The following is a 17,900-nucleotide window of genomic DNA, read 5'->3' as shown; positions in this document are numbered from 1 at the left end:
GCCGGGGGCGCGGTCGTATGCGGAGGTGTTTCGCGAGCGCGGACGGAACGGGCGTCAGAGGGGCTGAAGGTCGCTCACTTGAGCACCTTTGGGCGCCGATGTCAATGTCACGTACGTCTCGTTCAGGGGGTAGGGTCGGAGGCGGTCGGGGACATCCCATACAGCTCGCCGGTAACTGCGCCGGCGTACCAACGAGGAGATCGGTTCGTGACGATCCGCGTAGGCATCAACGGATTCGGCCGCATTGGTCGTAACTACTTCCGCGCGCTCCTGGAGCAGGGGGCGGACATCGAGATCGTCGGTGTCAACGACCTGACCGACAACGCCACCCTGGTCCACCTGCTGAAGTACGACAGCATTCTGGGTCGTCTCAAGCAGGACGTCAGTCACACCGACGACACCATCACGGTCGGCGACATGACCTTCAAGACGATGGCCGAGCGCGACCCGGCGCAGCTCCCCTGGGGCGAGCTCGGCGCCGACATCGTCATCGAGTCGACCGGCATCTTCACCAAGCGCGAGGACGCCGCCAAGCACCTCGCCGCCGGCGCCAAGAAGGTCCTGATCTCCGCGCCCGCCAAGGGCGAGGACATCACCATCGTGATGGGCGTCAACCAGGACAAGTACGACGCGGCCAACCACCACGTCATCTCCAACGCCTCCTGCACCACCAACTGTGTGGCGCCGATGGCGAAGGTCCTCGACGAGAACTTCGGCATCGTCAAGGGCATGATGACCACGGTCCACGCCTACACCAACGACCAGCGCATCCTGGACTTCCCGCACAGCGACCTGCGCCGCGCCCGCGCCGCCGCGGAGAACATCATCCCGACCTCGACCGGTGCCGCCAAGGCCACCGCCCTGGTCCTCCCGCAGCTCAAGGGCAAGCTGGACGGCATCGCCATGCGCGTCCCGGTCCCCACCGGCTCGGTCACCGACCTCGTCCTGGAGCTCGACCGCGAGGTCACCAAGGACGAGATCAACACCGCCTTCCAGAAGGCCGCCGAGGGCCAGCTCAAGGGCATCCTGGAGTACACCGAGGACCCGATCGTCTCCTCGGACATCGTCAACTGGCCGGCCTCCTGCACCTTCGACTCCCAGCTGACGATGGCTCAGGGCAAGCAGGTCAAGGTCGTCGGCTGGTACGACAACGAGTGGGGCTACTCCAACCGCCTGGTGGACCTGACCGCCTTCGTCGGCGGCCAGCTCTGACCCTGGTTCACAGCCGAGGCACCGAGATGTGAGGACGGGGCTCGTACGACGCGATGAGGCGTCGTACGGGCCCCGTTCCGCGACCGACCGACCCATGTGATGGAGTCACTCCTCATGAAGACGATCGACGACCTCCAGGTAGCGGGTAAGCGGGTCTTTGTCCGCGCCGACCTGAACGTGCCGCTGGACGGCACCACCATCACCGACGACGGCCGGATCCGCGCCGTCGCCCCGACGATCGCCAAGCTCGCCGAGCGCGGCGCCAAGGTGATCGTCGCCTCCCACCTGGGACGTCCCAAGGGCGCCCCGGACCCGGCCTTCTCGCTGGCCCCCGCGGCCGTGCGGCTGGGGGAGATCCTCGGCAAGGACGTGGCATTCGCCACGGACACCGTCGGGGAGGCCGCCGAGGCCGCCGTCGCGGGCCTGGCCGACGGCCAGGTCGCCGTGCTGGAGAACCTCCGCTTCAACGCGGGCGAGACCAGCAAGGACGACGCCGAGCGGGGCGCCTTCGCCGACCGGCTCGCCGCCCTCGCGGACCTGTACGTGGGCGACGGCTTCGGCGCCGTGCACCGCAAGCACGCCTCCGTCTACGACCTGCCCCGGCGCCTTCCGCACGCCGCCGGCGATCTGATCGCCACCGAGGTCGGCGTGCTGAAGAAGCTCACCGACGACGTCAAGCGCCCCTACGTGGTCGCGCTCGGCGGCGCCAAGGTCTCCGACAAGCTCGCGGTCATCGACCAGCTGCTGGAGAAGGCCGACCGCATCCTGGTCGGCGGCGGCATGGCGTACACCTTCCTCAAGGCCAAGGGCCACGAGGTCGGTATCTCGCTGCTGCAGGAGGACCAGGTCCCGGCCTGCCTGGAGTACCTGGCGCGGGCCGAGAAGCGCGGCGTGGAGTTCGTGCTCCCCGTCGACGTGCTGGTTTCGGCCGAATTCCCGGACCTGAAGACCAAGGCCCCGGCGAACCCCGACACCGTCGCGTCGGACGCCATCCCGGCCGACAAGGAGGGCCTGGACATCGGCCCGAAGACCCGCGAGCTCTACGCCGCGAAGCTCGCCGACGCGGGCACGGTCTTCTGGAACGGCCCGATGGGCGTCTTCGAGCACCCCGACTACGCCGGCGGCACCAAGGCCGTCGCGCAGGGGCTGCTGGACTCGCCGGCCTTCACCGTCGTCGGCGGCGGCGACAGTGCCGCCGCGGTCCGGCTGCTGGGCTTCGACGAGAATGCTTTCGGCCACATTTCGACCGGTGGCGGCGCCAGCCTCGAATACCTCGAAGGCAAGACGCTCCCCGGCCTCGCCGCTCTGGAGGACTGAAACACCGTGAACGCTGTCAACAACGGCCGCACCCCGCTGATGGCGGGCAACTGGAAGATGAACCTCAACCACCTTGAGGCCATCGCGCACGTCCAGAAGCTCGCCTTCGCCCTCACCGACAAGGACTTCGACGCCGTAGAGGTCGCGGTGCTGCCGCCCTTCACGGACCTGCGCTCGGTGCAGACGCTGGTCGACGGCGACAAGCTCAAGATCAAGTACGGCGCCCAGGACCTCTCGGCGCACGACTCCGGTGCCTACACCGGTGAGATCGCCGGCCCCATGCTCGCCAAGCTCAAGTGCACGTTCGTGGCCGTCGGCCACAGCGAGCGCCGCCAGTACCACGGCGAGAACGAAGAGATCTGCAACGCCAAGGTCAAGGCCGCCTTCCGCAACGGCCTCACGCCGATCCTGTGCGTCGGCGAGGGCCTGGACGTCCGCAAGGCCGGCAACCAGGTCGCGCACACCCTCGCCCAGGTCGACGGCGGTCTGAAGGACATCCCGGCCGAGCAGGCCGAGACCATCGTGATCGCCTACGAGCCGGTGTGGGCCATCGGCACCGGCGAGGTCGCCACCCCCGAGGACGCGCAGGAGGTCTGCGGGGCGATCCGCGGCCGCCTCGCCGAGCTCTACAGCCAGGAGCTGGCCGACAAGGTCCGCATCCAGTACGGCGGCTCGGTCAAGTCCGGCAACGTCGCCGCGATCATGGCGCAGCCGGACGTGGACGGTGCGCTGATCGGCGGCGCGGCCCTCGACGCGGAGGAATTCGTGAAGATCGTCCGCTTCCGCGACCAGTAGCAGCTATGACGAGGGCGAGCCCTCGTCGTACCCTGTCGGGGCCGGGACCGGTGTATGCGCCGTCCCGGCCCCGCACCATTTGTTCCATGGGTCTTGATCCAGACGTCTTGATCCGTACGTCCGTCCGTCAGTCCTAGAGAGTTGGTCCAGCCGTGGTCATCGGGTTCTCGATCGCCCTCATCGTCTTCAGCCTGCTGATGATGATGCTGGTGCTCATGCACAAGGGGAAGGGCGGCGGCCTGTCCGACATGTTCGGTGGCGGCATGCAGTCCTCCGTCGGCGGCTCCTCGGTCGCCGAGCGCAACCTCGACCGCATCACCATTGTGATCGGTCTGTTGTGGTTCGCCTGCATTGTCGTCCTCGGTGTCCTGATGAAGCTCGGGAGCTGACATACCGTCGGAGGCGCGGCCTATCATGAGGGCGGCGTCCTTGGACGGGTAACTCCGCTCACTGGACGCGCGTTGGGCCTTACGTAGACTGGGGCGTTCCGCAGCGCAGCTGCTGTGAAGGCGTGGCAGCACCATTACGCAGGGAGTTACGACCGTGGCAAGTGGCAACGCGATCCGAGGAAGTCGGGTCGGGGCGGGGCCGATGGGGGAGGCCGAGCGCGGCGAGTCCGCGCCGCGCATCCGCATCTCCTTCTGGTGCTCCAACGGGCACGAGACGCAGCCCAGCTTCGCCGGCGATGCGCAGGTTCCGGACACCTGGGACTGCCCGCGCTGTGGTTTCCCGGCCGGCAAGGACCGGGACAGCCCGCCGGACCCGCCGCGCACCGAGCCCTACAAGACCCACCTCGCCTACGTCCGGGAGCGCCGCAGCGACGCCGACGGCGAGGCGATCCTCGCGGAGGCGCTCGCCAAGCTCCGCGGCGAGATCTGACGGGACCCGTACGCACTCGGCCGGCCCGGCCGGAGGGACACGCCCTCCGGCCGGGCCGGCCGCGTATGTGCGGACCCAACTCCCCGGCGCCGTCGGCCGCCGTCGCCGCCACCCGTTCTTCAGACCCCCGACAGCCTCCCGTCGGGCGGGGGACAGATGCCTCATACGGCGCGCTGATCAATTAGGTTGGGAGATGGCGGGGCCGCTACGAGATGAAGAAGGCTGATGTCCGAGATGAACGCAGAAGGCCGCAGCAGGCTCGACCAGACGCCTGAGTGGACCGCGTTGAGCAAGCACCGCGAGCAGCTGGGGGAGGTGCATCTGCGCGAGCTGTTCGAGCGGGATCCCGCGCGCGCCGAGCGCTACACCCTCCAGGTCGGCGATCTGCACCTGGACTACTCCAAGCACCTGGTCACCGACGAGACCCTGCGGCTGCTGCGGGAACTGGCCGCGGCGCGCGGCGTGGCCGGGCTGCGGGACGCGATGTTCCGCGGCGACAAGATCAACATCACCGAGCGGCGCTCCGTGCTGCACACCGCGCTGCGCGCGCCGGGCTCGGCGGTCATCAAGAGCGACGGCGAGAACGTCGTCCCCGCGGTGCAGTCCGTCCTGACGAAGATGGGCACCTTCTCCGACCGGGTCCGCTCGGGCGACTGGAAGGGCCACACCGGCAAGCGCATCAGGACGGTCGTCAACATCGGCATCGGCGGCTCGGACCTGGGCCCGGCGATGGCGTACGAGGCGCTGCGCGCCTACACCCACCGGGACATGCAGTTCCGCTTCGTCTCCAACGTGGACGGCGCCGATCTGCACGAGGCGGTGCGCGATCTGGACCCGGCCGAGACGCTGTTCATCATCGCCTCGAAGACCTTCACCACCATCGAGACCATCACCAACGCCACTTCGGCCCGCGACTGGCTGCTGACCGGCCTGCGGGCCGACACCGACGCGGTGGCCAAGCACTTCGTGGCGCTGTCGACCAACGCCGAGAAGGTGGCGGAGTTCGGCATCAACACGGACAACATGTTCGAGTTCTGGGACTGGGTCGGCGGCCGCTACTCGTACGACTCCGCGATCGGTCTGTCGCTGATGATCGCCATCGGCAAGGAGCGGTTCCGCGAGATGCTGGCCGGCTTCCACCTCGTCGACGAGCACTTCACCACCGCCCCGCCGGAGGAGAACGCCCCGCTGCTGCTGGGTCTGCTCGGCATCTGGTACGGCAACTTCTTCGACGCCCAGTCGCATGCGGTGCTGCCCTACAGCCACTACCTCTCCAAGTTCACCGCCTATCTGCAGCAGCTGGACATGGAGTCCAACGGCAAGTCCGTGGACCGCGAGGGCAATCGGGTCGGCTGGCAGACCGGCCCCGTCGTCTGGGGCACGCCCGGCACGAACGGCCAGCACGCCTACTACCAGCTGCTCCACCAGGGCACGAAGATGATCCCGGCGGACTTCATCGGCTTCGCGCAGCCCGTCGAGGACCTCCGGCCCGGCCTGGTCGCCCAGCACGACCTGCTGATGGCCAACCTCTTCGCCCAGGGCCAGGCGCTGGCGTTCGGCAAGACGCCGGACGAGGTACGCGCCGAGGGCGTGGCCGAGGAGCTGGTGGCGCACAAGACCTTCCAGGGCAACCGCCCCACCACCACGATCCTGGCCAAGGAACTCAGCCCCTCGGTGCTGGGCCAGCTGATCGCGCTCTACGAGCACAAGGTGTTCGTGCAGGGCGCGGTCTGGAACATCGACTCCTTCGACCAGTGGGGCGTGGAGCTCGGCAAGGTCCTCGCCAAGCGGGTCGAACCGGCCCTGACCGAAGGCGCCGAGGTGCCGGGGCTGGACGCCTCGACGGCCGGCCTGGTCGCCAAGTACCGCGAGCTGCGCGGCCGTTGAGCACCCCTTTGCGCCTGAGTCGGCGCCGCTCTCGCGGACGGGGTGTCTCGCCGTAGGGGTTGCCCCATTGATAGTTGCCGGATGAGCAAGGGCCCCACACCGTCAGGTGTGGGGCCCTTGCCGGCGGAAGATGCCTCTCAGGCCGAGGCCGGCGGGTAGAGCTCGCGCGGCAGCCGGGTGGCCGCCGCCTCGTCCAGGAGCCACAGGGTCCGGTTGCGGCCCCGGGCGCCGGCCGCGGGGGCCTGCACCTCGCCGGCGCCGGAGAGCGCGATGGCCACGGCGTTGGCCTTGTCCTCGCCGGCCGCCAGCAGCCAGACCTCCCGCGCCGCGCGGATCGCGGGCAGGGTCAGGGAGACACGGGTGGGCGGCGGCTTCGGCGCGCCGTGCACACCTACCACCGTCCGCTCCGTCTCCCGTACGCCCGGCAGCTCGGGGAAGAGCGAGGCGACATGGGTGTCCGGGCCGACGCCCAGCAGCAGGACGTCGAAGGTCGGCACCGGGCCGCCCCCGGCACCGGCCGGCGGTGAGGCGGTCTCATGGGCCGCCGCGGCGGCGAGTTCGGCCGCGTACGCCTCGGCGGCGGCGTCGGCGTCGTTGCCGTACGGGCCGTCGGACGCGGGCATGGGGTGCACCCGGGCCGGGTCCAGCGGGACGCTGTCCAGCAGCACCTCGCGGGCCTGGGTGTGGTTGCGCTCGGCATCGCCGTCGGGCAGCAACCGCTCGTCCCCCCACCACAGATGGAGCCGCGACCAGTCCACCGCGTCCCGGGCGGGCGCCTCGGCGAGGGCCGCGAGCAGCCCGTTGCCGTTGCGCCCGCCGGTCAGGACCACGGAGGCGAAGCCGCGGGTGGCCTGGGCGTCCACGATCTTCGTGATCAGCCGGGCCGCCGCGGCCTTGGCCATCAGCTCCTTGTCGCGGTGGACGACGACCTGCGGAGCACTCACTTGGCGGCCGCCTTCTTGGCGGGCTTGGCGGTCGCCTTCTTCGCCGCCGGCTTGTCCTGGGCGCCCTCGCCGGCGTCCGGCGCCGGATCCCCGGCCGCGGGCTCGTCCGAGGGGTCGCCGAGCCGGTCCACGCCGAACTTCAGCGCGCCGGCGTAGATGTCGTCCGGGTCGAGCCGGCGCAGCTCCTCGGCGAGCAGCTCCGAGGTCTCCCGCCGCTTGAGCGCCACCGCGCGGTCCGGCTGGTTGCGCATGGAGAGCGTGGCCAGCGAGCCGTCCGGGCGGTCCAGCACGATCGAGCCGCCGCTGGACTCCATGCGTACGGCCGTGAGGCCGGGGCCGGCCGACACCTTGCGGGTGACCGGGACGTTCAGCCTGCTGGCCAGCCACATGGCGAGCAGCTCGCAGCTGGGGTTGAACTCCTCGCCCTCCACCTCGGCCGAGGTGACCGTGCACGGGGCCTGGTCGAGCGCCGCCGCGAGCATCGAGCGCCACGGGGTGATCCGGGTCCAGGACAGGTCCGTGTCGCCGGGGGTGTACGTCTGCGCGCGAGCGCTCAGCTCCCGGACGGGCTGCTCGGCGGCGTAGGCGTCGGTGACCCGGCGCTGGGCCAGCGCACCGAGCGGGTCCTTGGCGGGGTCCAGCGGGGCGTTGACCGCCCACCAGACCACGACCGGGGCGTCCGGCAGCAGCAGCGGCAGCACCACGGACTGGGCGTGGTCGATCGCCTCGCCGTAGAGCCGCAGTATCACCGTCTCGCCGGTGCCGGCGTCCGTGCCGACCCGCACCTCGGCGTCCAGGCGGGCCTTGGCCCGGTCGCGCGGCGACCGGCTGACCCGCTTGATGACGACGAGGGTGCGCGAGGGGTGCTCACGGGACGCCTCGTTGGCCGCCTTGAGGGCGTCGTAGGCGTTCTCCTCGTCGGTGACGATGACGAGGGTGAGCACCATGCCGATGGCAGGGGTGCCGACCGCGCGACGGCCCTCGACCAACGCCTTGTTGATCTTGCTGGCCGTGGTTTCCGTCAGATCGATCTTCATGGCCGACGCCAGCTCCGTCCGTCTCGTGCGAGCATTTCGTCCGCCTCGATGGGGCCCCAGGTGCCCGCCGGGTACTGCGCGGGCTTGCCGTGCCGGTCCCAGTACGCCTCGATCGGGTCGAGGATGCGCCAGGACTGCTCGACCTCCTCCAGTCGCGGGAAGAGGTTGGCGTCACCCAGCAGCACATCGAGGATCAGCCGTTCGTAGGCCTCCGGGCTGGACTCCGTGAAGGACTCGCCGTAGGCGAAGTCCATCGACACGTCCCGCACCTCCATCGAGGTGCCCGGGACCTTGGAGCCGAACCGCACGGTCACGCCCTCGTCCGGCTGCACCCGGATGACCAGGGCGTTCTGCCCCAGCTCCTCGGTGGCGGTGTGGTCGAAGGGGGAGTGCGGGGCGCGCTGGAAGACCACCGCGATCTCGGTGACCCGGCGGCCCAGCCGCTTGCCGGTGCGCAGGTAGAACGGGACGCCCGCCCAGCGGCGGTTGTCGATCGACAGCTTGATCGCGGCGTAGGTGTCGGTCTTCGACTTGGGGTCGATGCCGTCTTCCTGGAGGTAGCCGACGGCCTTCTCGCCGCCCTGCCAGCCCGCCGCGTACTGCGCGCGCACGGTCTCCTTGCCGAGGTCCTTGGGCAGCCGGACGGCGCCCAGCACCTTGGTCTTCTCCGCGACCAGCGCGTCCGCGTCGAAGGAGGCCGGCTCCTCCATCGCGGTCAGCGCGAGCAGCTGGAGGAGGTGGTTCTGGATGACGTCGCGGGCGGCGCCGATGCCGTCGTAGTAGCCGGCCCGGCCGCCGATGCCGATGTCCTCGGCCATCGTGATCTGGACGTGGTCGACATAGCCGCGGTTCCACAGCGGCTCGAACATCGTGTTGGCGAACCGCAGCGCCAGGATGTTCTGGACCGTCTCCTTGCCCAGGTAGTGGTCGATCCGGAAGACCTCGTTGGGCGGGAAGACCTCGTGGACGATCCGGTTGAGCTCCTGCGCGCTCTCCAGGTCGTGGCCGAAGGGCTTCTCGATGACGGCGCGGCGCCAGGAGTCCTCCTTCTGGTCGGCCAGCCCGTGCTTCTTGAGCTGCTGGACGACCTTGGGGAAGAACTTCGGCGGCACGGACAGGTAGAAGGCGAAGTTGCCGCCGGTGCCCTGCGCCTTGTCGAGCTCCTCGATGGTCGCCTTGAGCGTCTCGAATGCCTCGTCGTCGTCGAAGTTGCCCTGGACGAAGCGGCAGCCCTGGACCAGCTGCTGCCAGACCTCCTCGCGGAACGGCGTACGGGCGTGCTGCTTGACCGCCTCGTACACCTCCTGCGCGAAGTCCTCGTTCTCCCACTCGCGGCGGGCGAACCCGATGAGCGAGAAACCCGGCGGGAGCAGTCCGCGGTTGGCCAGGTCGTAGACGGCAGGCATCAGCTTCTTACGGGACAAATCGCCCGTGACGCCGAAGATGACCAGGCCCGACGGCCCCGCGATACGCGGGAGCCGTCGGTCCGCGGCGTCACGAAGCGGGTTGGCTCCGTGTGAACCAGACAAGGGAGATCAGCCCTCCGAGGGAGCGAGGCGCTTGAGCTCCGCCTCAGTGGACTTGAGCAGGTCGTTCCAGGCCGCCTCGAACTTCTCCACGCCCTCGTCCTCCAGGAGCTGCACGACGTCGTCGTAGGAGATCCCGAGCTGCCCGATCGCGTCGAGGTCGGCCTTGGCGGACGCGTACGCGCCGCGCACCGTGTCGCCGGTGATCTCGCCGCGGGCCGCGGTGGCCTCCAGCGTGGCCTCCGGCATGGTGTTGACCGTGCCCGGGGCGACCAGCTCGTCGACGTACAGGGTGTCCTTGTAGTCGGGGTCCTTGACGCCGGTCGAGGCCCACAGCGGACGCTGCTTGTTGGCGCCGGCCTTGTCCAGGGCGGCCCAGCGGTCCGAGGAGAAGACCTCCTCGTACGCCTGGTAGGCCAGCCGGGCGTTGGCCAGCGCGGCCTTGCCCTTGAGGGCCTTGGCCTCCTGCGTGCCCAGCTTCTCCAGGCGCTTGTCGATCTCGCTGTCCACACGGGACACGAAGAACGACGCCACCGAGCGGATCAGGGACAGGTCCAGGCCCGCGGCCTTGGCCTTCTCCAGACCGGCCAGGTAGGCGTCCATCACCTCGCGGTAGCGCTCCAGCGAGAAGATCAGCGTGACGTTGACGCTGATGCCGAGGCCGATGACCTCGGTGATCGCCGGCAGGCCCGCCTTGGTGGCCGGGATCTTGATCAGCGTGTTCGGGCGGTCCACCAGCCACGCCAGCTGCTTGGCCTCGGCGACGGTCGCCACGGTCTGGTGCGCCAGCCGCGGGTCGACCTCGATGGAGACCCGGCCGTCCTGGCCGCCGGTGGAGTCGAAGACCGGCCGCAGGATGTCGGCGGCGTCCCGGACGTCCGCCGTCGTGATCATGCGGATGGCCTCGTCGACGGTGACCTTGCGGGCGGCGAGGTCCTTGACCTGCTGCTCGTAGCCGTCACCCGAGGAGATCGCCTTCTGGAAGATCGACGGGTTCGTCGTGACGCCGACGACGTGCTGCTGGTCGATCAGCTCGGCGAGGTTGCCGGACGTGATGCGCTTGCGCGACAGGTCGTCCAGCCAGATGGCGACGCCTTCGTCGGAGAGCCGCTTGAGTGCGTCTGTCATGGGTTCTTGCATCTCCTACTGGTTGAGTACGGGCGTCAGCGCGCGGCGGCTTCGAGCTCCGCGGCCGAGGCCAGGGAGTCGCGCGCGGCGGCGGCGACCGCGTCGGCGGTGAAGCCGAACTCGCGGAAGAGGACCTTGCCGTCGGCCGAGGCGCCGAAGTGCTCCAGCGACACGATCCGACCAGCGTCACCGACGAAGCGGTGCCAGGTCAGACCGATGCCGGCCTCGACGGCGACCCGGGCCTTGACGGACGGCGGCAGCACGCTGTTCCGGTAGGCCGGGTCCTGCTGGTCGAACCACTCCACCGACGGCATCGAGACCACGCGGGTGGGCACGCCCTCGGCCTGCAGCTGCTCGCGCGCCTCGACGGCGAGCTGCACCTCGGATCCGGTGCCGATCAGCACGACCTGCGGCGCGGCGCTCTGCCCGTCGGGGCCGGCGGCCTCGAACAGGACGTAACCGCCCTTGGCGGCGTCCTCGTTGGCCGGGTACGTCGGCACGCCCTGGCGGGTCAGCGCGAGGCCGTGCGGGGCGCCCACGCCGTACTCCTTGGTGTAGCGCTTGAGGATCTCGCGCCAGGCGATGGCGGTCTCGTTGGCGTCGGCCGGGCGGACGATGTTCAGCCCCGGGATGGCGCGCAGCGAGGCCAGGTGCTCGATCGGCTGGTGCGTCGGGCCGTCCTCGCCCAGGCCGATGGAGTCGTGCGTCCACACGTACGTCACCGGCAGGTGCATCAGGGCCGACAGCCGGACGGCGTTGCGCATGTAGTCGGAGAACACCAGGAAGGTGCCGCCGTAGATGCGGGTGTTGCCGTGCAGCGCGATGCCGTTCATCTCCGCGGCCATGGAGTGCTCGCGGATGCCGAAGTGGATCGTGCGGCCGTAGGGGTCGGCCTCCGGCAGGGGGTTGCCCGCCGGGAGGAACGAGGAGGTCTTGTCGATCGTGGTGTTGTTCGAGCCGGCCAGGTCGGCCGAGCCGCCCCACAGCTCCGGGATCACCGCGCCGAGCGCGTGCAGCACCTTGCCGGACGCGGCGCGGGTGGCCACGGACTTGCCGGTCTCGAACGCCGGGAGGTGGTCCTCCCAGCCCTCGGGCAGCTCGCCCGCGGCGATCCGGTCGAACTCCGCGGCGCGCTCCGCGTTGGCGGTGCGCCAGGCGGCGAAGGACTTCTCCCACTCCTTCTTGGCGTCGCGGCCGCGGTCGAGGGCGGCGCGGGTGTGCGCGAGCACCTCGTCCGCGACCTCGAAGTGCTGCTCGGGGTCGAAGCCCAGGACGCGCTTGGTGGCCGCGACCTCCTCCTCGCCCAGCGCCGAGCCGTGCGCGGCCTCGGTGTTCTGGGCGTGGGGGGCCGGCCAGGCGATGATCGAGCGGGCCGCGATGAACGACGGGCGCCCGGTCTCGGCCTTGGCGGCCTCAAGGGCCTTGGCCAGACCCGCGGGGTCCAGGTCGCCGTTGGGCAGCTGCTCGACGCGCTGGACGTGCCAGCCGTAGGCCTCGTAGCGCTTGAGGGTGTCCTCGGAGACCGCGGTCTCGGTGTCGCCCTCGATGGAGATGTGGTTGTCGTCCCACAGCAGTACGAGGTTGCCGAGCTTCTGGTGGCCCGCCAGGGAGGATGCCTCGGCGGAGATGCCCTCCTGGAGGCAGCCGTCACCGGCGATGACGTAGATGGTGTGGTCGAACGGAGAGGTGCCCGGCGCCGCCTCGGGGTCGAACAGACCGCGCTCGTAGCGGGCCGCCATCGCCATGCCGACGGCGTTGGCGACACCCTGGCCCAGCGGGCCGGTGGTGGTCTCCACGCCGGTGGTGTGGCCGTACTCCGGGTGGCCGGGGGTCTTCGAGCCCCAGGTGCGGAAGGCCCTGAGGTCGTCCAGCTCCAGGCCGTAGCCGGCGAGGTAGAGCTGGATGTAGAGGGTCAGGCTGGAGTGCCCCGCGGAGAGGACGAACCGGTCGCGGCCGGTCCAGTTCGCGTCCGCCGGGTCGTGCCGCATGAGCTTCTGGAACAGCACATAGGCGGCCGGCGCCAGGCTCATGGCCGTACCGGGATGGCCGTTACCGACCTTCTGCACGGAATCCATGGCCAGGACGCGGACGGTGTCCACCGCCCGCTGGTCCAGTTCGGTCCACTCGAAATCTGTGGTGGTCGGCTTGGTGCTCACCCTGAGTCAGGGCTCCTCTCCACATGTCGAATGCCGCGGACGGTATGCCCGCCAGGCGGTGTCGAGCCTACCCCCGCTGGTGCGTGCGCCTTTTCGACGCTCAGTCGGTGTTTTCGGCGCTCAGTCGGTGCTCAGTCGGCGCTCCGGACGCTCAATCGGTCGGGGGCGGGCCCGCGGGGCTCGTCGCTTTGGGCAACCACATCAGGACCCTCGGCATTCCCGGCCCGGATCCGGCAGCCCATACGACCAGAGTGCCGGGCACCGGTCGCGTTCGCCTCCCGAACATCGGGCGAACGTCCGGGAAATCCCGTCGGCGCCGGCCTGCGGTCCCGGCCCCAACACGACCGACCCCCGCGAAGATCGCTGTATGGCCAACGTCTAAAGTGGCGTGGTACGCGCAAGCTTTGCCGGGTTTACACGGCCGGAAGGGCTTGCATGCCTTATCTCTTCCGCGGCGGGAGCCGCTGATGTTACTTCCAGGGGTGTGCGTGACGGCCGTCGAATCCCGTCCTGCGGGTGGGGGTGCCTCCCCTGCCGTTCAGGCCATGGAGGAGCTCTCCCAGAGCCCCGGGGGCCCAGATCACCGCTCGCCCGGTGCCCGCGTCAAGGCGTTCGTGGAACTCACCAAGCCGCGCGTCATCGAGCTGCTGCTGATGACGACGATTCCGGTGATGTTCCTGGCGGCCGGCGGCGTCCCCGACCTGTGGCTCGTGCTGGCGACCTGCGTCGGCGGATACCTCTCCGCCGGTGGCGCGGCCGCCTTCAACATGTACATCGACCGCGACATCGACGCGCTGATGGACCGCACCTCGCAGCGGCCGCTGGTCACCGGCATGGTCTCGCCGCGCGAGTGCCTGGTCTTCGCGTCCGTCCTCGCGGTCGGCTCCACCGCCTGGTTCTGGTTCCTCGTCAACCCGCTGTCGGCGATGCTGTCGCTCGGGGCGCTGCTCTTCTACGTCGTCGTCTACACGATGATCCTCAAGCGGCGCACCTCGCAGAACATCGTCTGGGGCGGCATCGCGGGCTGTATGCCGGTCTTCATCGGCTGGTCCGCGGTGACCGACTCGGTCTCCTGGGCGGCGCTGGTCCTCTTCCTCGTCATCTTCTTCTGGACGCCGCCGCACTACTGGCCGCTGTCGATGAAGGCCAAGGACGACTACGAGCGGGTCGGCGTGCCGATGCTGCCGGTCATCGCCGGCAACAAGGCCGTCGCCCGGCAGATCGTCGCCTACAGCTGGGTGATGGTCGCCGTCTCGCTGCTGCTGCAGCCGCTGGGCTACACCGGCTGGTTCTACACCGCGGTCGCCCTCGCCTGCGGCGCCTTCTGGCTCAAGGAGGCGCACGCCCTGCAGTCCCGCGCCAAGGCCGGGATCACGGGCGCCAAGCTCAAGGAGATGCGGCTGTTCCACTGGTCCATCACCTATGTCTCCCTGCTGTTCGTCGCCGTCGCCGTGGATCCCTTCCTCAGGTAGAGGGTGTGGGGGATCACCCCCACAAAAAGCAGTACTGGCGGGTAGCATGCTGTGCATGGCAGACACCCAGCAGGCGGACGAGCAGCCGGCGGCGGCCACCGGCAAGGCCGACCGGCGCACGACGAAGCTCGCCCAGCAGATCCGCGCCTTCGCCCAGTCGCACGGCGGCACCGCTGAGGGCCAGCTCGCGCACATCGGCCGCGGCCGCACCCGGATCGCCCTCGTCGGCGCCAACGGCGAGTGGGGAAACCTCGTCGCGGACAGCTTCGACTCCGCCAAGGAGGCCGCAGCCAAGGCCGGGGTCACCCTCCAGGACGACTTCGACGGCGAGCTGGCCGCCAAGGTCCGCACCGGCCCGTACGAGTGGTCCCGGATGGCGGGCATCCAGGTGGGCGGTCCGGCTAACCCCTGACGGCCCCGCAGGGCGGCTCCGGGGCGCACGCCACAAGCGGAGCCCGCTACCTCACCACCACCTCCTCCGTTAAGCCCACCGGGCGCGGCGCTTCGGCCGCCCCGGTGGGCTTTCGGCGAGGAGGAGCGGATGGACGGCCTTCCCTTCCTGGTAGATCAGCCACCGCTCATCGACGGGTACAGCCACGGCGCGGTGCACGGCGAGCTGGGCCTCGGCTCCTTCGAGACCCATCTGGCGGCCGCGGTCGGCGCGCACGCCCCGGCGCCGGCCGGCACCAGCTACTTCGACAGCCTCATCGGCCTGGCGATACGCCGCTGGTGCCCCCCGCTGCTCGGCCTGGAGCCGCACTGTCCGCCGGCCCGCTATCTGGCCCGCAGACGCGAGGTGGGCGCCTACAAAGCCGGCCGGATGCTGCTGCGGGGCTCCGGCATCGGCACCTTCCTGCTGGAGGCCGGCACTCCCAGCGAGCTGACCTCGGCCACCGAGATCGCCACCGCCGCCGAGGCCCGCGCCCATGAGGTCGTACGCCTGGAGCCGCTTGCCGAGCAGGTCGCCGACACCTCCGGCAGCGTCGACTCCTTCATCGGCTACACCGCCGAGGCCCTCTACGCGGCGGCGCAGCACGCCACCGCCTTCGCCTCCGGCGCCACCTACTGCGACGGCACCGCTCCCGAGGCCGGTGAGGTACGCCGCGCCGCGGACCGCTGGCTGCGCACCCGCCGCCCCGGTGACCGGCTCGCCGAGCCCGCGCTCGTACGCCATCTGCTGTGGAGCGCGGTGGCCACCGGCCTGCCCGTACAGCTCCACGGCCCCGACCCGCGCCCCCTGGCGGCCTTCCTGCGCGCCACCACCGGTATCGGCTCGGATCTCGTCCTGCTCCCCGCGGTCCCGCACCACCGCCGGGCGGCGCAGCTCGCCGCCGCCCACGCCCATGTCTACGCCGACGCCGGCCCCCGGCCCGAGGAGACCCTGCCCCAGGCGCCGTTCGGCAAGCTGCTGTTCTCCTCGGGGGCCCGCGGGCTGCCGGAGCTCTATGTGACCGGGGCCCGGTTCTTCGTCCGCGCCATGGAGCGCCTGGTACGGGAGTGGACCACCGAGGGGCTGTGCGGCCCCGAGGACGGGCGGCGCATCACGGAGATGGTCGCGTCGGGGACCGCGCGCCGGGTCTACCGGCTGGGCGCGGAGGCCGCCGCGGCCCGCTGAGGCTCCGACGCCCCGGGCTCCTCGGCCTCGTCGGCCGCCTCCGGTACGGGACCGCGGTCGCGCAGTGCGAGCAGCACCCGCAGGACGCAGATCCACACCAGCGTCGAGCCGAACATGTGCAGGCCGACGACGAGTTCCGGCAGGCCGAGGAAGTACTGGACGTAGCCGAAGACGCCCTGCAGGGCCAGGCAGCCGAGCAGCTCCAGGACCCGCCGGCGCGGGGCGGCCGGGGCCTTGACGGCGCGCAGCGTGAACCACATCGCGACGCTCAGCCCGACCACGATGTAGACGAAGTCCACATGCAGCTGGGTGATCTCCTGCCAGTCCAGCGGGATGCGGTGGACCTTGTGCGCATCGCCGGCGTGCGGGCCCGCGCCGGTGACGACCGTGCCGATGACGGTGAGCGCGGCGGTCGCCACGACCAGCAGCCAGGCCAGCTGCCGCACCGGGCGGGCGGCCAGGTCGCGCGGCTCCTCGTCGCCCTCCTTGGCGCGCTGCCAGGACAGCACGCAGACCGTGAGCAGGGCGGTGGTGAGGAGGAAGTGCGCGGCGACGAGGTAGGGGTTCAGCCCGGTCAGCACCACGATGCCGCCCCAGACCGCGTTGCCCATGACGATCCAGAACTGCCCCCAGCCGAGCCGGGTGAGCGAGCGGCGGTGCGGCGCGCGGGTCCGGGCGGCCACGATGAACAGCCCGATGAAGGCGCACAGCACGTACGTCAGCATCCGGTTGCCGAACTCGATGAGGCCGTTGATGCCCATCGCGGCAGTCGGGGTCAGGCTCTCCGGCGTGCACTTGGGCCAGGTCGAGCAGCCCAGTCCGGACTGGGTGAGCCGGACCGCGCCGCCCGTGACGACGATGATCACGGCCATCACGACGGTCGCCAGCGCGGCCCGTCGTACGAAGGCCGCGGACGGCTGCCAGCGACGGGCGATCAGCTCAAAGGGATTCAGCGTGTTCGGCACGGAAGACATCGTAGGCGGCGGCTTGTGCAAGTTTTCACGAGGGGTCCCGGGGAGTCGGCTCCCGGGGAAGGCGCGGCGCGAGGGGTCCCGGGGAGTCGGCTCCCGGGGAAGACGCGGCACGAGGGGTCCGGGGCGTGGAAAGGTGTCCCGCTCCCGGACCTACTCCCAGCGGAAGAACCGCGCCGCCGCGCCCAGCCCGAGCACCGCCCATACGGCGAGGATGCCGAGGTCGGCCCAGGGCACTCCGGCGCCGTGCTGGAGCACCTCGCGCAGCCCGTCCGACAGCGCGGAGATCGGCAGCAGCCCGAGCACCGACTGGGCGGCGTCCGGGAACTTCTCCAGCGGGACGATCACCCCGCCGCCGACGAGCAGCAGGAGGAAGACGAGGTTGGCGGCGGCGAGGGTCGCCTCGGCCTTCAGGGTTCCCGCCATCAGCAGACCGAGGCCGGAGAACGCCGCCGTACCGAGCACCAGGAGCAGCACGACCGCGAGCGGGTTTCCCCGGGGGGACCAGCCCAGCGCGTAGGCGATGACGGTCAGCAGCACGATCTGGAGGACCTCGGTGACCAGCACCGAGCAGGTCTTGGCCGTCATCAGCCCCCAGCGGGGGAGCGGGGAGGCGGCCAGCCGCTTGAGGACGCCGTAGCGGCGCTCGAAGCCGGTGGCGATGGCCTGCCCGGTGAACGCGGTGGACAGCACCGCGAGGGCGAGGACGCCCGGCGCGAGGAAGTCCACCGCCTTCCCGGCCCCCGTGTCGACGATGTCGACGGCGGAGAACAGCACCAGCAGCAGCGTCGGGATGACCACGGTCAGCAGCAGCTGCTCGCCGTTGCGCAGCAGCATCCTGGTCTCCAGGGCGGCCTGCGCGCGGATCATCCGGGGCAGCGGCGCCGCCCCGGGCCGCGGGGTGAACGTGCCGGCGGCGGTACCGGCCTCGGTGGCGGTCATACGCGCAGCTCCTTACCGG

At 70.5% G+C, this 17,900-nt stretch carries 16 protein-coding genes; 9 read left to right on the top strand and 7 right to left on the bottom strand.

Annotation, left to right across the window (positions count from 1 at the left end; genetic code table 11):
* The first annotated feature begins 207 nt into the window (after window positions 1–207).
* The 6 genes from gap to pgi all read left to right on the top strand — a co-directional run bounded on the left by gap (window position 208) and on the right by pgi (window position 6,090).
* Window positions 208–1,212 (top strand): type I glyceraldehyde-3-phosphate dehydrogenase, encoded by a 1,005-nt coding sequence (gene gap / locus ACZ4NB_RS12140; RefSeq protein WP_467660555.1) that lies wholly within the window; start codon window positions 208–210, stop codon window positions 1,210–1,212.
* Between the two features lie 114 nt (window positions 1,213–1,326).
* On the top strand, window positions 1,327–2,529 hold the full coding sequence (locus ACZ4NB_RS12135) for a phosphoglycerate kinase (protein ID WP_467660553.1): 1,203 nt from the start codon (window positions 1,327–1,329) through the stop codon (window positions 2,527–2,529).
* A 39-nt stretch (window positions 2,530–2,568) separates the two neighbouring features.
* On the top strand, window positions 2,569–3,324 hold the full coding sequence (gene tpiA, locus ACZ4NB_RS12130) for a triose-phosphate isomerase (protein WP_467660849.1): 756 nt from the start codon (window positions 2,569–2,571) through the stop codon (window positions 3,322–3,324).
* Window positions 3,325–3,476: 152 nt separating this feature from the next.
* A complete protein-coding gene (gene secG / locus ACZ4NB_RS12125; protein ID WP_393491941.1) occupies window positions 3,477–3,713 on the top strand; it encodes a preprotein translocase subunit SecG in 237 nt (78 codons plus the stop codon).
* A 154-nt stretch (window positions 3,714–3,867) separates the two neighbouring features.
* The gene (locus ACZ4NB_RS12120) at window positions 3,868–4,203 is read left to right on the top strand and encodes an RNA polymerase-binding protein RbpA (RefSeq protein WP_016578660.1); all 336 of its coding nucleotides are present in this window, start codon (window positions 3,868–3,870) and stop codon (window positions 4,201–4,203) included.
* A gap of 234 nt (window positions 4,204–4,437) precedes the next feature.
* Window positions 4,438–6,090 carry a glucose-6-phosphate isomerase gene (gene pgi / locus ACZ4NB_RS12115; protein WP_467660847.1) on the top strand — a complete coding sequence of 551 codons (1,653 nt, stop codon included), beginning with the start codon at window positions 4,438–4,440 and terminating at the stop codon, window positions 6,088–6,090.
* A 137-nt stretch (window positions 6,091–6,227) separates the two neighbouring features.
* Here pgi and pgl read toward each other — a convergent pair whose 3' ends face one another.
* The 5 genes from pgl to tkt are packed head-to-tail and all read right to left on the bottom strand — an operon-like array spanning window position 6,228 to window position 12,881.
* Window positions 6,228–7,034, bottom strand: coding sequence for a 6-phosphogluconolactonase (pgl, locus tag ACZ4NB_RS12110; protein WP_467660550.1), 807 nt, complete (start codon window positions 7,032–7,034; stop codon window positions 6,228–6,230).
* Complete coding sequence (gene opcA / locus ACZ4NB_RS12105; protein WP_467660549.1) at window positions 7,031–8,071, bottom strand: glucose-6-phosphate dehydrogenase assembly protein OpcA; 1,041 nt, start codon at window positions 8,069–8,071, stop codon at window positions 7,031–7,033. Before opcA ends, pgl begins: the two co-directional genes overlap by 4 nt.
* Complete coding sequence (gene zwf, locus ACZ4NB_RS12100; protein WP_467660547.1) at window positions 8,068–9,600, bottom strand: glucose-6-phosphate dehydrogenase; 1,533 nt, start codon at window positions 9,598–9,600, stop codon at window positions 8,068–8,070. Before zwf ends, opcA begins: the two co-directional genes overlap by 4 nt.
* 6 nt (window positions 9,601–9,606) lie before the next feature.
* Window positions 9,607–10,725: a transaldolase gene (gene tal, locus ACZ4NB_RS12095; protein ID WP_467660545.1), complete on the bottom strand. Its 1,119-nt coding sequence runs from the start codon at window positions 10,723–10,725 to the stop codon at window positions 9,607–9,609.
* A 35-nt stretch (window positions 10,726–10,760) separates the two neighbouring features.
* Window positions 10,761–12,881, bottom strand: a complete 2,121-nt coding sequence (gene tkt / locus ACZ4NB_RS12090; RefSeq protein WP_467660543.1) for a transketolase — start codon at window positions 12,879–12,881, stop codon at window positions 10,761–10,763.
* A 488-nt stretch (window positions 12,882–13,369) separates the two neighbouring features.
* Here tkt and ACZ4NB_RS12085 point away from each other — a divergent pair, with 488 nt between their 5' ends.
* The 3 genes from ACZ4NB_RS12085 to ACZ4NB_RS12075 all read left to right on the top strand — a co-directional run bounded on the left by ACZ4NB_RS12085 (window position 13,370) and on the right by ACZ4NB_RS12075 (window position 15,968).
* Entirely contained in the window at window positions 13,370–14,353 is a 984-nt protein-coding gene (locus ACZ4NB_RS12085; protein WP_467660541.1) for a heme o synthase, read from the top strand.
* 46 nt (window positions 14,354–14,399) lie between these two features.
* Window positions 14,400–14,765, top strand: a complete 366-nt coding sequence (locus tag ACZ4NB_RS12080) for a hypothetical protein (RefSeq protein ID WP_467660539.1) — start codon at window positions 14,400–14,402, stop codon at window positions 14,763–14,765.
* A gap of 129 nt (window positions 14,766–14,894) precedes the next feature.
* A complete protein-coding gene (locus ACZ4NB_RS12075; protein WP_467660538.1) occupies window positions 14,895–15,968 on the top strand; it encodes an amidohydrolase in 1,074 nt (357 codons plus the stop codon).
* Here ACZ4NB_RS12075 and ACZ4NB_RS12070 read toward each other — a convergent pair.
* Window positions 15,932–16,933, bottom strand: a complete 1,002-nt coding sequence (locus ACZ4NB_RS12070) for a COX15/CtaA family protein (protein ID WP_467660536.1) — start codon at window positions 16,931–16,933, stop codon at window positions 15,932–15,934. The genes ACZ4NB_RS12075 and ACZ4NB_RS12070 overlap by 37 nt on opposite strands.
* A gap of 159 nt (window positions 16,934–17,092) precedes the next feature.
* On the bottom strand, window positions 17,093–17,881 hold the full coding sequence (locus ACZ4NB_RS12065) for an ABC transporter permease (RefSeq protein WP_467660534.1): 789 nt from the start codon (window positions 17,879–17,881) through the stop codon (window positions 17,093–17,095).
* Between the last annotated feature and the right edge of the window lie 19 nt (window positions 17,882–17,900).

This window comes from Streptomyces sp. NPDC026575, from assembly GCF_055567415.1.
The sequence above is the reverse complement of the archived record's forward strand: the minus strand, read 5'-3'. Positions and strand labels throughout refer to the sequence as shown.

What these genes read in the sequence shown, in the direction of transcription:
- ACZ4NB_RS12135 (WP_467660553.1), top strand. Translation starts at nt 1,327, where the DNA reads ATGAAGACGATCGACGACCTCCAGGTAGCGGGTAAGCGGGTCTTTGTC.
- tpiA (WP_467660849.1), top strand. Translation starts at nt 2,569, where the DNA reads ATGGCGGGCAACTGGAAGATGAACCTCAACCACCTTGAGGCCATCGCG.
- pgi (WP_467660847.1), top strand. Translation starts at nt 4,438, where the DNA reads ATGAACGCAGAAGGCCGCAGCAGGCTCGACCAGACGCCTGAGTGGACC.
- opcA (WP_467660549.1), bottom strand. Translation starts at nt 8,071, where the DNA reads ATGAAGATCGATCTGACGGAAACCACGGCCAGCAAGATCAACAAGGCG.
- tal (WP_467660545.1), bottom strand. Translation starts at nt 10,725, where the DNA reads ATGACAGACGCACTCAAGCGGCTCTCCGACGAAGGCGTCGCCATCTGG.
- ACZ4NB_RS12080 (WP_467660539.1), top strand. Translation starts at nt 14,400, where the DNA reads ATGCTGTGCATGGCAGACACCCAGCAGGCGGACGAGCAGCCGGCGGCG.
- ACZ4NB_RS12075 (WP_467660538.1), top strand. Translation starts at nt 14,895, where the DNA reads ATGGACGGCCTTCCCTTCCTGGTAGATCAGCCACCGCTCATCGACGGG.
- ACZ4NB_RS12065 (WP_467660534.1), bottom strand. Translation starts at nt 17,881, where the DNA reads ATGACCGCCACCGAGGCCGGTACCGCCGCCGGCACGTTCACCCCGCGG.